Raw genomic sequence first — 13,218 nt, 5'->3', positions numbered from 1 at the left:
ACAAGGGTGGGATAGCCTTTGGAGGCTATTTCACGCTTGTTAGTGGTACTTTTGCCCAGTCATCTTTAGCTTCTGTTGGTGTGCCGAGCTTAAACACTACCTTTTTAGTCATATTGCTGATTTCGTAAAACGAATGATGCACAAAGCGCAATCTAGGTAATAACACAGAGGGCGTTTCAGTTACTCCAGCTTCTTTTGCAAGATACAAGCCCTGAAAGCCATTCACATTAAGCGTTGGCCGTTCTGATTTCGTAACGAAATTATCTTCTGCATTATCGGTTTTAGTCACTTGTACCAAGGATGCCTGCTTGGAAAACACTTCAACGCCCACATGGGTCTGGCCGTTTGACAGCATCTTGATGCCTTTAATCACACCAATAACCACTGATTCGCGTTGTTCATCAAGTGTCAGGCCAATCAGCATGTCAGGCTTGATGCTCGCAGATAACTCCTTGCTGACCACTGCTCCATAGCCTTTTGTACTTTCATCAGTAATAGTCCATTGTCCACCAACTGAGTAGGGCATTAAGGTGGTCGGCATATTTTTGCTCAGTGAATGCGACTGTAGACGCTCTTCAAAGGTCTTTACACTATCAAGTTGTGTATTACGCATGGCTTTTTTATTGGCAATAAATTTCATCTGGCTACAGATGGTTTCAATGCCAAAAGTCACAGCGGCAGTGCGTAATGTCGACTTTCTCTCTTCTTTTCTACGCTGACGTTTATAGCCACTTTTTGACCATTCTGTATAAAGATGATTGATCACTTCCATCAGTGATGGTGCGCCGTATAAGTCTGGTAGCGAAAGGCTTTCCAGTGATTGCTTGATATTGGTGGAGTTGGTCAGCAACTCAATGGAAAGTGATATACCTTCCATATTCCAGTATCTACAGTTAGGCGTAGGGGTGAAATTTCTTACCCGCTTTGCGCCTTTATCAATGCTGAGGTCTATATAAAATAGAAAAGATTTCTCATCATAGTTTTTGCTGATATTGATACTTGGAACCAGCTTTCTCAATAACTGGCAGATCAGATTGATGTCTTGCCGCTTCATGTTGGAATGATCAAGTGAGTCCAACATTGATGCTTGAACCAACATAGTTGAAATTGAGGTGCTGCCTGTGTCTTCATATAGCCTGATGGATTTATCTAGCAGATTTTCATCTTCAGCTAATTTATACAGGCTATATATCTGCGTCCAGGCAGCATCAGGCACAGGCTGGTGCCTGAAGTAGCGTAGCTTAATCATGGCAAAAGCTGCTTGCATGGCACGCGCGAACAATATTTCGCGCTGGTTCCATGCAAACTGCATGGTGTCCTGAGTTTCTGATCTTTCTATCTGCTTGCGATAGTTGAGAAACAATTGACGCTGATAATAGTAGGCAGTTTCAGAGATGCGTAATTCAAGCTCAGGGCGCAAGTTTTCAAACTTGGCATATTGCAGCATGATATTTTCGATAAATGGATGATTGAATTCATCAATCTTCATCAAGATGTTGAAGCGGGATTCAACGCTAAATCGGTCATCTTCCAGAAACTTGGTGAGATGCTTGGTCGTTGTTTGGAGCGCAGTAATTTCATCCAGACTACCCAGATCATTCAGCCAAATTAAATAATCGGCAATTGGATCTTTGGCTGGTTTGGTAATCAGCTTGTTAAAAATTGACTTCATTCACCACTCGTTCCCGTAATTCATCGTTATTTTTATTACATTATTTTTCAAATGTCATAATAATATCTAGCTAGAATCATGCCTGAATTAATTTTAGATGTAAAAACATTTAGATATTAAATACTTATGCTAGATTGCTGTAAACATACCTTATGAATGCCTTGCACTGTGCATTCCCCAGTCAGAACTATCATTGTTACTTGTTAGAATTAAAACGAATTCGTACAAATCTCAACATTTATAGAGTCATGAAGGCTTATCGAAATATCCCTGCAAGTGCTCATTAAGCTTGGATATTAAGTGAGACAGTATTAAAGATATTAATTCTCTGTGACATGATAAAATTATGCTTTTAGTAAACACCTCAGTTCAATGACAATTCGTACTCGTTTTGCACCAAGCCCCACTGGTTTTTTACATATAGGGGGTGCTCGTACCGCGCTATTTTCATGGGCATATGCCCGCAAGCATGCAGGCCAGTTTATTTTACGCATTGAAGATACCGACGTTGCCAGATCAACTCCAGAAGCTGTACAGGCGATATTGGATGGCATGGGGTGGCTGGGGCTGAGTTGGGATGAAGGTCCGTTCTATCAGATGCAGCGCATGGAGCGCTACAAAGAGGTGATCCAGAAGTTACTCAATGAAGGCAAGGCTTACCACTGTTACAGCAGCAAGGAGGAGCTCGAAGCATTGCGTGAGCGCCAAATGCAACAGGGCTTGAAGCCACGTTACGATGGTCGTTGGCGGCCAGAGGCAGGAAAATCATTGCCGCCTATTCCGGAAGGCATTCCTCCTGTAATTCGCTTTAAAAATCCACAAACGGGTATGGTCAACTGGCAGGATATGGTCAAAGGCGAGATTAATATCTCGAACGAGGAATTGGATGACCTGATTATTGCGCGTGCAGATGGCACGCCCACTTATAACTTTTGTGTAGTGGTTGACGATTGGGAAATGGGCATTACCCAAGTGATTCGTGGGGATGATCATGTCAACAATACGCCGCGCCAGATCAATATGTTGCATGCCTTGGGTGCGGATATTCCGCAATATGCGCACTTATCTATGATTCTTGGAAATGATGGCCAAAAACTTTCCAAGCGTCATGGTGCAGTAAGCGTCATGCAATATGATGAAGATGGCTATTTGCCAGAGGCTGTATTGAATTACCTGGCACGCTTGGGCTGGTCGCATGGGGATGACGAGATTTTTAGTATGGATCAGTTCTGTGCCTGGTTTGACCTTGACCACATCACGCCTTCAGCTGCGCAATTCAATACGGAAAAATTGAATTGGTTGAATTCACACTATATTAAACAAGCTGATCTAGCCTACTTGGCCGCTGATATTACAAAACGGTTAGCGTCAAAGTCTGTTTTTGTGGGTGTGGGTAATTCATCGCCAGATTTGCAGAAAGTCATTGATCTATATCGCGATCGTGCTAATACGCTGAACGAACTTGCTGATAGCATTGCCTATTTTTATCACATGCCTGCCGTGGACGAAGCGGCTGCTATCAAGCACATCACCTCTGATATTTTGCCCGCAATTAAAACAATGGCAGATCAGTTGGCTAGTTTGGAGTGGTCAGTCGAGGTTATTCATGCTCTGATCAATCAAGTAGTCACAGAGCATGAACTCAAATTCCCGAAAATTGCCATGCCATTACGTGTCATGCTGACAGGTAATGCGCAGTCGCCTAGTATTGATGCTGTCATGTATTTATTGGGGCGTGATGAGGTCATTTCCCGCATCAAAAAATTCACTGATACTCATTGATACATATTTTGTGAAATTTTTAGAACAAACTGATATTCATATAGTCGTACTCATGCGATGAGTAATATTAGGTGTTACAGGTCTTTTATTCTGTGCATCACTTGTATTGCAAATAATCAGCCCCACAAAGGTTGAATAACATCATCGCATAACGGCTGATAAAGCTTCATAACTGATAATAACTCCATAGAAAAGGAGCAAAAAATGAACGTAAAAGGGCAAACTCTCCAAGACCCATTTTTAAATGCTTTGCGTAAAGAGCATGTGCCAGTTTCTATCTACCTCGTGAATGGTATTAAATTGCAAGGTCAGGTGGATTCTTTTGACCAGTATGTCATTCTGCTAAAAAACACAGTCACTCAAATGGTGTATAAACACGCCATTTCAACCATTGTGCCTGGTAGGGCAGTTACCCTTCCTGCTAGCCACAGCGCTGAAGAATAATTCTATCTTTGAAGTTTAAAACTCATGCTTGATCGACCAGTGGGTGGTGACGCCGTCATTCTGGTCAGTATTGATTTTGGTGAGCCAGATTACGAAGAGAGTCTGCAGGAGCTCAGGCAGCTCGCTATCAGTGCTGGTATGAATATCGTTGGTACGCTTGAAGGTCGTCGTGCCAAGCCTGATGCCAAGTTGTTCATAGGTTCGGGTAAGGCCGATGAGCTCAAGCAAATGATGCAGGATGCTGAAGCCAAAGTAGCGGTTTTTAATCATGATTTAAGCCCCTCACAGCAACGTAATCTTGAGCGCATGCTTGAAGCGCGAGTAGCTGATCGTACGGGATTGATTCTTGATATTTTTGCCCAACGTGCACAAAGCCATGAAGGTAAATTACAGGTAGAGCTTGCTCAGCTTGAACATTTATCAACAAGATTAGTGCGTGGCTGGACTCACTTGGAACGCCAAAAGGGCGGTATCGGTGTGCGTGGCGGCCCAGGCGAAACCCAGCTGGAGTTAGACAGGCGCATGCTGAGAATACGCGTGAAACAATTACGTGAGAAACTCAGTAAGCTGAAACAGCAGCGTGGTATGCAGCGGCGTTCACGTAAACGCTCTGGTGTCATGACAGTGTCCTTGGTCGGTTACACGAATACGGGGAAATCCACTTTGTTTAATCGTTTGACGCAATCAGGAGTCTATGTAGCAAATCAGCTGTTTGCTACCTTGGATACCACAACCCGCAAGCTCTATATTCCAGAGGCTGGCGCTGTAGTTTTATCTGATACCGTTGGGTTCATTAAACATCTTCCCCATGCACTAGTTGAAGCTTTCGGTGCAACCTTGGAAGAGGCTGTGCAGGCTGACCTGTTGTTGCACATTGTGGACACCGCAAGTGACAATCGCGAAGATCAGATAGTAGAAGTCAACAAGGTGCTGAATGAAATCGGCACAGCCGATGTGCCCCAAGTGTTGGTGCTCAATCAGATAGATAGAGCAGGCTTGCCAGCAGGGTTGGAGCGAGATGAGTATGGTAGAATTAGCAAAGTTAGAGTGTCAGCAAGAACAGGTGAAGGGTTGGATTTGATCAGGCAGGTATTGATTGAACATTATCAGTACTTGCGTCAGCAACTCTCTGCGCCGCAGCTAGATGCAAGCGTCGTTATATAATTTTTGATTTGATTTTTTCGGAGTAAGTTATGGCTAATGATCCCGGTTGGGGCAATCGAAATAACGAAGGCCCACCCGATTTGGATGAGGTATTGCGTCAGTTTAAACGCAAGATCAATGCGCTTTTTGGTAAAAAAGACAGCGGCGATAAACCGCCCCAATTTGACAGCAAAAACTTGCCGATACTACCTATTATTGCGCTGGTCGCGATTGTTTGGTTTGCCACAGGCTTTTACATCGTTGACCAAGGTTCACGCGGTGTAGTGTTGCGCTTTGGTAAGCATGTTGAAACCACTGCTGAAGGCCCGCACTGGCACATGCCTTATCCGATTGAGAGCGTCACTGTGGTGAACATGGAACAAGTGCGCACGGTTGAAGTGGGTTACCGCACGGCTGAAGGCCGCTCATCAAGGAGCAAGGAGCTGCGTGAGTCGTTGATGTTGACCGATGATGAAAATATCATTGATATCCAGTTTGCCGTGCAGTACAACCTGAAAAGTGTTGAAGATAACCTTTTCAACAATCGCTCAGCTGAAGACTCTGTGCGCGGTGTGGCTGAAACCGCTATTCGTGAAATCGTCGGCAAAAGCAAAATGGATTTTGCTTTATATGAAGGCCGTGAAGAAGTCGCTGTTCGCGCCAAAGCGATCATGCAGGAAATCCTTGATCGCTATAAAACAGGTATTAACGTGGTTAACGTGACCATGCAAAATGCGCAGCCACCTGAGCAGGTGCAAGCGGCTTTTGATGATGCTGTTAAAGCAGGTCAAGATTTAGAGCGCCAAAAGAATGAGGGGCAGGCTTACGCCAATGATGTGATTCCTAAAGCGCGTGGCACTGCAGCAAGACTGCTTGAAGAAGCGCAGGGTTACAAATTGCGTGTGGAGAACGAAGCCAAAGGTAATGCCAGCCGTTTTGAGCAGGTGCTGACTCAATATCAGCGTGCTCCAGAGGTGACTCGTCAGCGTCTATATATTGATGCCCAAGAGCAGATTTTATCTAGCGTAAGCAAGGTGATTGTTGACCAGAAAAACGGCAATAGCCTGCTTTACTTGCCTTTGGATAAGCTCATGAACACTACTAATTCGGCTACCGTTGGTGCAGCCGCCGCACCTAGTGTTCCGCCAAACACAGTAATGCCCGAAATAGACAGCAATTCATTGCGCTCACGTGACGCTTTCCGCAGCCGTGACCGTGAGACAAGATAAGGAATAGGGCCAAGATTATGAAAAGTATAGGTACTGTTTTAATTGGTATTATTGCTGCGATTTTGCTCATCAGCTTATCGGCATTTACTGTAGATCAGCGTGAATATGCATTGGTATTCAGACTGGGTGAGATTGTTGCTGTGAAAAAGCAACCTGGCCTCTATTTCAAGATGCCATTTGTTGATAATGTGAAATATTTTGATAACCGTATTTTGACTTTAAACTGGGTTGAGCCTGACCGCTTTTTAACCAGCGAAAAGAAAAATGTACTGGTTGATTCATTCGTCAAATGGCGCATTGTCGACCCTGCTAAATACTATGTTTCTCTTAAAGGCGATGAGTTAGCAGCAGAACGTCGTTTATCGCAAACTGTGAACTCAGGTCTGAGAGACGAGTTTGGTAAACGCACGATTCACGAAGTGGTTTCAGGTGAGCGCGGCAAGATCATGGAGATTCTGCAACAAAGTGCCGACCGTGAATCGCGTCAGATGGGTATTGAAGTGCTGGATGTACGCTTAAGACGTGTGGATTTGCCGCAAGAAGTTAGCGAATCTGTCTATCAGCGTATGGAAGCCGAACGTAAGCGCGTAGCTAATGAATTGCGCTCACAAGGTGCGGGCGCTGCTGAAAAGATACGTGCGGATGCCGACAAACAACGTGAAGTCATTATTGCTGAAGCTTATAGCCAAGCGCAGGATACTAAAGGTGCTGGCGATGCCAAAGCCTCTGAAATCTATGCGAATGCTTATGGTAAAAACCCAGAGTTTTATGCTTTTTATCGTAGTCTTGAAGCCTATCGTAGTAGCTTCAAAAGCAAGAGCGATGTATTGGTGTTAGAGCCGACGTCAGACTTTTTTAAGTACATGCGTAATTCCAGCGGCAAAAAATAAGTGTTAAGAAATAAACTGTTTAAGCAGTTTTAGATAAAGAGATTAACCTATGAGCACTACATTGATAGTCGCTATTGGCTTGATGTTAGTGCTTGAAGGTTTGCTTCCATTACTCGCGCCAAAGGCCTGGCGGCAAACATTTGAACGCATGATGACATTGAAAGACGGTCAACTCAGATTTGTTGGATTGCTTTCAATGTTGGTAGGTTTGGGTATCATCATGTTTGCCCATCATTTTTTAGCCAATTAAAATAACAATATGCGTAACTGGACACTCCCCGAATATATAGAAGACGTACTGCCAGCCGAAGCTGCTCGTATTGAGTTGCTTCGCCGTCGCCTACTGGATTTATTCCAAGTGCATGGCTATCAATATGTCATTCCACCGCTACTCGAATATCTAGAATCGCTGATTACAGGCGTTGGGCATGACCTTGATCTGGCAACATTCAAGGTGGTTGATCAACTGACAGGCCGCTTGATGGGCGTGCGCGCCGATACTACGCCGCAAGCTGCTCGCATTGATGCGCACATGCTAAATAATCAAGGCGTATCCCGTTTATGTTATGCAGGTAGTGTGCTAAGAACCAATCCAGATGGTCTTGCTCAAACGCGTGAGCCATTGCAGATTGGTGCAGAATTATTTGGTCACGCAAGTGTTGAGAGTGATATTGAAATCCAGCGTTTGATGATCAAGGCGCTGCAGGCCGCAGGCGTAGAATCGTTACATATTGATTTTAGTCACGTGGGTATTTTCAGGCATTTAGTACGTGAATCCAATATTAGACCGTCGTTGGAGCAAGCGCTTTATGGCGCCTTGCAGAGCAAAGATCAATCTGCAGTGAGTGACCTTGCTATAGGTCTTGATAAGGCTACACGTGATGCCTTGTGCGTGCTAACTGAGTTGAATGGCGGTAGTGAGATTCTTGAGGATGCGCAGAAGTATTTGCCATCTACCAAGCCTATCACGCAAGCGCTGAGTGATTTAAGGCAAGTCAGTGAGAAGCTGGCTGATATGAATGCGAATGTCAGCTTTGATCTGGCTGAATTGCGCGGCTACCACTACCACAGTGGTATGGTGTTTGCTGCCTATGCGCAAGGCTATACTGGGCCTTTGGCATTGGGTGGTCGCTATGATGAAGTCGGCTCAGTGTTTGGGCGTGCGCGTCCAGCTACTGGCTTTAGCCTTGATTTACGCGGCATCGTAATTGCATTGCCTCTCGCAGAGCTACCGAAAGGTATTTTTGCGCCATACGAGATGGATGTGGCGTTAGCTAATAAGATTGAAGCACTGCGCGCAGAAGGACACGTGGTAGTACAAGAATTACCAGGTCATGAAGCGCATCGCTCAGAATTGAATTGCGACAGAAAGTTAGTCAAAAAAGACCAGCAATGGCAAGTGGTTGCAGCACCTGAACTGGTCAGCTAGTTTTAAAACGATCATCCGTTAATCATTTATAAATATTATTAAATAGAGTTCATTTATGGCAAAAAATGTCGTCGTTATCGGCACGCAGTGGGGAGATGAAGGAAAAGGCAAAATCGTTGACTGGCTCACCGATCATGCCCAAGGGGTAGTGCGCTTTCAGGGCGGCCATAACGCTGGGCATACCTTGGTTATTGGCCAGGGTGCAAAACAGCGTGAATACAAACTCAATCTTGTACCTTCAGGCATCGTTCGCGAAGGCATTGAATGTTTTATCGGCAACGGCGTAGTGCTGGATGCTGGACACTTGTTATACGAAATCGCAGGTCTGGAAAAAGAAGGTATCGAAGTTCGCAGCCGCCTGAAAGTCAGCCCTGGTTGCCCGCTGATTATGGATTATCACGTCAAACTGGATAACGCGCGAGAAGCTGCACGTGACAAGAAAATCGGTACTACGGGCAAGGGCATTGGCCCGACTTACGAAGATAAAGTCGCCCGTCGCGCATTGCGTGTGTATGACTTGTTCTACCCAGAGCGGTTTGCTGAAAAGCTGGCTGAAGTGCTGGATTACCATAACTTTGTACTGACCAAGTATTTCAATGTTGAAGCAGTGGATTTTCAGCAACAGCTGGATTCAGCATTATCACGTGCTGAACATATACGTCCGTTAGTGACTGATATTTCGGCCGCACTTTATGATGCTCATAAAGCAGGCAAGAACCTTCTGTTTGAAGGTGCACAGGGTACTTTGCTGGATGTCGATCACGGCACTTACCCTTACGTCACTTCATCTAACTGTGTGGCTGGTCAGGCCTCAGCAGGCTCAGGCGTTGGCCCGGATATGCTGCATTATGTGTTGGGTATTACCAAGGCCTATACTACCCGTGTTGGCGGCGGTCCGTTCCCGAGCGAACTGGATATCGACTGTATTGATTCACCTGGATTCCAGATGTCTGACAAAGGCCGTGAAATTGGTACTGTGACCAAGCGAAAACGCCGTTGTGGCTGGTTTGATGCTGGTGCACTGCGTCGCTCAGCCCGTATCAATGGACTTACTGGTTTGTGCATTACCAAGCTGGACGTGTTGGATGGTATCGCCGAACTGGATATTTGCACTGGCTACGAGCTGGATGGGAAAGTCACGGATATGCTGCCCGTTGGTGCTGAAGATGTCGCGCGCTGCAAGCCAATTTATGAAACATTGCAAGGGTGGTCAGAGAGCACTTTTGGTGTGAACACTTGGGACGGCTTGCCACAGAACGCACGTGCTTATCTCAAACGTCTGGAAGAGTTGTGTGGCGTGCCTGTTGATATCGTTTCCACTGGCCCAGAACGTGATGAAACTATCGTTTTACGCCATCCATTCGCATAGTCTTTTGTGAAGCCGATCTTACAACAGCGCTTGGCATGGGCAATTACGGGTTCAGGGCATTATCTTAGGGAATGTCTTGAGCTTATCGAGCCGCTAGAGAATGTCGATTTATTCCTGAGTAAAGCAGCGGCTGAGATCATTAAGCAGTATGGTTATGAACATCATGTTGCGCGTGTATATCAGGACAAAACTGCCAGCTCAGTGCCAGTCGAGTTCTTCTACCAAGGTAATTACCATACGGTGGTGGTAGCGCCAGCCACTTCGAATACTGTTGCCAAAATGGTCTATGGTATTTCCGATACGCTCGTGACCAATGTATTTGCGCAAGCTGGAAAATGTCGGGTGCCAACCATTGTGTTTGCCTGTGATACCGCCCCTGAAATTGAATCCGAAGCACCGCATGAGAATATGGTTAAAGTATACCCACGCGCTATTGATCTCGAGAATATGGAAAAGCTGAAGACGTTTGAACAGACCACAGTCGCAGCTGACATCTTGCAACTCAATGCGGCTATCCAGGCCAGATTAGCATGGCTGAGAGCCTCCTCTTTTTAACTGGCAAGCTTGCCGAAAAAAGCCTGCACAAAGTGCTTGAAGGCATGCAAGCTTCTGCCGAAGGCCTTGATTTCAAATACAGAGTCGCCCAAATTGGTGTTTCTGTTGCAGCCTTGATGACGCCAGAATTGATTGTTCGCCGATTAAACGATGTCGGCGATGCTGATAAATTGCTGGTGCCTGGCTTATGCCGCGGAGATTTGCGTATTCTGGAAGAGAAATATGGGATTCCCGTAGAACGAGGCCCTGAAGACTTGAAAGATTTACCGCAGTTTTTTGGCCGTGGCGGCAAGGCGCCGGACATCTCCATGTATGACGTAAAAATCTTTGCTGAAATCGTAGAGGCGCCCGAGCTCACCTTGGAAGGCATCGTTGCGCGTGCAGAGCATTACAAAAAGCAGGGTGCTAACGTCATTGACCTTGGTTGCTTACCTAACACACCATTTCCACATTTGGTCGATGCCATTCAGGCACTACAATCTCAAGGTTTTAAAGTCAGCGTTGATTCCCTCAATAACGATGATTTATTGCTGGCTGGTAAGGCGGGTGCAGATTATCTTTTAAGCCTCACAGAAAAAACCTTATGGATTGCCGATGAAGTCGCTTCAACGCCCATTCTGATTCCTGCAAAAGTCGGTAGCTTGCCATCTTTATATCGAGCGATTGATGCCATGCAAGCTAAAGGGAAGCCTTTTATTGCGGATGCGATACTTGACCCTATTCCCTTCGGCTTTACCCAGTCGATCGTTCGCTACCAGCGTTTACGGAAACATTACCCTGAAATTCAAATTATGATGGGCGTGGGTAATCTTACTGAGCTTACTGATGCTGATACTACGGGTATCAACGCGATTTTATTCGGTATTATCAGTGAGCTTAATATTAATGCCGTCTTAGCCACCTCAGTTAGCCCGCATGCTGTGAATGCGGTCGCAGAGGCTGATATCGCAAGGCGTGTGATGTTTGCTGCACGTGAAGATCGACGTTTGCCGCGAGATTACAGTGATGGTTTATTGGGCTTGCATGACAGGCGCCCATTTACCTACACGGCAGCAGAAATCCAGGAAATTGCAGCACAAATCAAAGATCCAAGTTTTCGCATACAAGTGAGTGAAGATGGCGTGCATATCTTTAATCGCGATGGCATATTCCAATCAACAGATCCTTTCGCGCTTTACCAATGTTTAAAGGTGGATGATGATGCCTCACATGCGTTCTACCTTGGCGTAGAGCTGGCGCGTGCGCAGATCGCATGGCAGCTTAAAAAACGATACAACCAAGACGAGGAATTACGTTGGGGGATAGCGACGCATGAGAAAAAGCCAGAAGACCGCATGGCGCATCGTGATGCTTCGCTGAAAGAAAAAAGCGTTAAAAAGACTAAAAATGACTAGCTCTAAAATGATTTACGAAACCATCATTACCTCGCTTGACGAGCAAGGCCAGCCATACATTGCACCATTTGGGATTCGTGAACGCAATGGATTAATCCTGATTGCGCCATTCAAGCCATCGCAAACCCTCGATAACCTGATGCGCACGAAATCAGCTGTGCTGAATCTGGTTGATGATGTGCGCATATTCGCTGGCGCTTTTGTCGGAAAACGATACTGGCCAACGTTACCAGCCAATATGATTAATGGCGTTTATCTCAATGCTGCATTGGCACATAGAGAATTAGAGCTTATAGAAATCAAGGATCATGAGACCAGGCCAGAACTCTATTTTCGAGTCGTTCACGAAGTGAATCATCAACCATTTAAAGGTTTTAATCGTGCGCAAGCCGCTGTAGTTGAACTTTCGGTATTGGTGAGCCGATTACATATGTTACCGATAGAGAAAATAGAATCAGAAATGGCTTATCTGCAGATTGCGATTGATAAAACAGCTGGGCCGCGCGAGCTTGAGGCCTGGGGGTGGCTTGTTGAGCGTATAGAAAATCATAAGGCTGAAATCTCAGGGAATAACCTTGCATGACTAAGTTACTCGTGAGCGTCAAAGATGCCCAAGAAGCATTATTAGCTATAGATTACGGCGATATCATTGACCTTAAAAATCCAGTAGAGGGAGCATTGGGCGCCTTAACTATAGGTGATATTGAAGACATTGTTGCAAAGTTAGATGGTCAAAAAATAAGCAGCGCAACAATAGGCGACCTACCTATGCAACCTGAATTATTGCTGGCAAAAATCAGAGAAACTGCAAACACGGGTGTGGATATAGTCAAAATTGGCTTATTCCCATCACCAAAGCAGATCGCCTGTATTGAAGCAATTGGCCAATCTTTGGCAAGTGAGATCAAGATTGTTGCTGTGGTTTTTGCTGAAAATGCACTTGATATTTCATTGTTGGGAGTCTTAAAAGCATCCAATTTTTACGGAGTAATGCTAGATACAGCAATTAAAAATGGTAAAAATTTAACGGACCATGTGGCACTAGCAGAATTGGTCGATTTTGTACAAGCAGCTAAAACTTTGGGTCTGTTTGTCGGCTTGGCAGGGTCACTGAGGTTTGAGCATATTGAAACACTCAAAAATATAGGTGCGGATTACCTTGGCTTTCGCGGCGGATTATGTGAGCAAGATGACCGTAAATGTACACTAAGCGAGCAAAAGCTAAAAACTATCAATATCCTGTTGCATAAAAACAACACAGTGTTACAAATGCGTGAAGTATCAATCAGGTGATAATGTTTGCCGTTGCGT

General features: G+C 45.2%; 13 protein-coding genes. 12 read left to right on the top strand and 1 reads right to left on the bottom strand.

Features of this window, described 5'->3' with window-relative positions; translation table 11 throughout:
* Positions 1-25: 25 nt before the first annotated feature.
* Positions 26-1,672 (bottom strand): hypothetical protein, encoded by a 1,647-nt coding sequence (locus ZMTM_RS07785; RefSeq protein WP_221763343.1) that lies wholly within the window; start codon positions 1,670-1,672, stop codon positions 26-28.
* A 372-nt stretch (positions 1,673-2,044) separates the two neighbouring features.
* On the opposite strand from ZMTM_RS07785, the gene gltX reads away from it, so the two are divergent.
* The 12 genes from gltX to ZMTM_RS07725 all read left to right on the top strand — a co-directional run bounded on the left by gltX (position 2,045) and on the right by ZMTM_RS07725 (position 13,200).
* On the top strand, positions 2,045-3,454 hold the full coding sequence (gltX, locus tag ZMTM_RS07780; protein WP_221763342.1) for a glutamate--tRNA ligase: 1,410 nt from the start codon (positions 2,045-2,047) through the stop codon (positions 3,452-3,454).
* 204 nt (positions 3,455-3,658) lie between these two features.
* Positions 3,659-3,898 carry an RNA chaperone Hfq gene (gene hfq / locus ZMTM_RS07775; RefSeq protein WP_221763341.1) on the top strand — a complete coding sequence of 80 codons (240 nt, stop codon included), beginning with the start codon at positions 3,659-3,661 and terminating at the stop codon, positions 3,896-3,898.
* A 24-nt stretch (positions 3,899-3,922) separates the two neighbouring features.
* A complete protein-coding gene (hflX, locus tag ZMTM_RS07770) occupies positions 3,923-5,062 on the top strand; it encodes a GTPase HflX (protein ID WP_221763340.1) in 1,140 nt (379 codons plus the stop codon).
* 29 nt (positions 5,063-5,091) lie between these two features.
* Positions 5,092-6,270 carry an FtsH protease activity modulator HflK gene (gene hflK, locus ZMTM_RS07765; protein ID WP_221763339.1) on the top strand — a complete coding sequence of 393 codons (1,179 nt, stop codon included), beginning with the start codon at positions 5,092-5,094 and terminating at the stop codon, positions 6,268-6,270.
* A gap of 17 nt (positions 6,271-6,287) precedes the next feature.
* Positions 6,288-7,160 carry a protease modulator HflC gene (gene hflC / locus ZMTM_RS07760; protein ID WP_221763338.1) on the top strand — a complete coding sequence of 291 codons (873 nt, stop codon included), beginning with the start codon at positions 6,288-6,290 and terminating at the stop codon, positions 7,158-7,160.
* 49 nt (positions 7,161-7,209) lie between these two features.
* Entirely contained in the window at positions 7,210-7,410 is a 201-nt protein-coding gene (locus ZMTM_RS07755; RefSeq protein ID WP_221763337.1) for a DUF2065 domain-containing protein, read from the top strand.
* Between the two features lie 9 nt (positions 7,411-7,419).
* A complete protein-coding gene (locus ZMTM_RS07750; RefSeq protein WP_221763336.1) occupies positions 7,420-8,589 on the top strand; it encodes an ATP phosphoribosyltransferase regulatory subunit in 1,170 nt (389 codons plus the stop codon).
* A gap of 55 nt (positions 8,590-8,644) precedes the next feature.
* On the top strand, positions 8,645-9,958 hold the full coding sequence (locus ZMTM_RS07745) for an adenylosuccinate synthase (protein ID WP_221763335.1): 1,314 nt from the start codon (positions 8,645-8,647) through the stop codon (positions 9,956-9,958).
* A gap of 6 nt (positions 9,959-9,964) precedes the next feature.
* Positions 9,965-10,513 carry a flavoprotein gene (locus tag ZMTM_RS07740; RefSeq protein WP_404804660.1) on the top strand — a complete coding sequence of 183 codons (549 nt, stop codon included), beginning with the start codon at positions 9,965-9,967 and terminating at the stop codon, positions 10,511-10,513.
* The gene (locus tag ZMTM_RS07735; RefSeq protein WP_221763334.1) at positions 10,489-11,907 is read left to right on the top strand and encodes a DUF6513 domain-containing protein; all 1,419 of its coding nucleotides are present in this window, start codon (positions 10,489-10,491) and stop codon (positions 11,905-11,907) included. Before ZMTM_RS07740 ends, ZMTM_RS07735 begins: the two co-directional genes overlap by 25 nt.
* A 7-nt stretch (positions 11,908-11,914) precedes the next feature.
* Entirely contained in the window at positions 11,915-12,490 is a 576-nt protein-coding gene (locus tag ZMTM_RS07730) for a DUF447 domain-containing protein (protein WP_221765641.1), read from the top strand.
* 11 nt (positions 12,491-12,501) lie between these two features.
* Complete coding sequence (locus ZMTM_RS07725; RefSeq protein WP_221763333.1) at positions 12,502-13,200, top strand: (5-formylfuran-3-yl)methyl phosphate synthase; 699 nt, start codon at positions 12,502-12,504, stop codon at positions 13,198-13,200.
* Positions 13,201-13,218 lie beyond the last annotated feature (18 nt).

This window comes from Methyloradius palustris (assembly GCF_019703875.1).
Lineage (GTDB): Bacteria > Pseudomonadota > Gammaproteobacteria > Burkholderiales > Methylophilaceae > Methyloradius > Methyloradius palustris.
This window is presented reverse-complemented; position numbering and strand designations above follow the sequence as displayed.

Bases quoted from the DNA above. Each gene is read 5' to 3' on its own strand.
- ZMTM_RS07745 (WP_221763335.1), top strand. From the start codon at position 8,645: ATGGCAAAAAATGTCGTCGTTATCGGCACGCAGTGGGGAGATGAAGGA.
- ZMTM_RS07750 (WP_221763336.1), top strand. From the start codon at position 7,420: ATGCGTAACTGGACACTCCCCGAATATATAGAAGACGTACTGCCAGCC.
- hflK (WP_221763339.1), top strand. From the start codon at position 5,092: ATGGCTAATGATCCCGGTTGGGGCAATCGAAATAACGAAGGCCCACCC.
- hflC (WP_221763338.1), top strand. From the start codon at position 6,288: ATGAAAAGTATAGGTACTGTTTTAATTGGTATTATTGCTGCGATTTTG.
- hfq (WP_221763341.1), top strand. From the start codon at position 3,659: ATGAACGTAAAAGGGCAAACTCTCCAAGACCCATTTTTAAATGCTTTG.
- ZMTM_RS07785 (WP_221763343.1), bottom strand. From the start codon at position 1,672: ATGAAGTCAATTTTTAACAAGCTGATTACCAAACCAGCCAAAGATCCA.
- ZMTM_RS07730 (WP_221765641.1), top strand. From the start codon at position 11,915: ATGATTTACGAAACCATCATTACCTCGCTTGACGAGCAAGGCCAGCCA.
- hflX (WP_221763340.1), top strand. From the start codon at position 3,923: ATGCTTGATCGACCAGTGGGTGGTGACGCCGTCATTCTGGTCAGTATT.
- ZMTM_RS07735 (WP_221763334.1), top strand. From the start codon at position 10,489: ATGGCTGAGAGCCTCCTCTTTTTAACTGGCAAGCTTGCCGAAAAAAGC.
- gltX (WP_221763342.1), top strand. From the start codon at position 2,045: ATGACAATTCGTACTCGTTTTGCACCAAGCCCCACTGGTTTTTTACAT.
- ZMTM_RS07755 (WP_221763337.1), top strand. From the start codon at position 7,210: ATGAGCACTACATTGATAGTCGCTATTGGCTTGATGTTAGTGCTTGAA.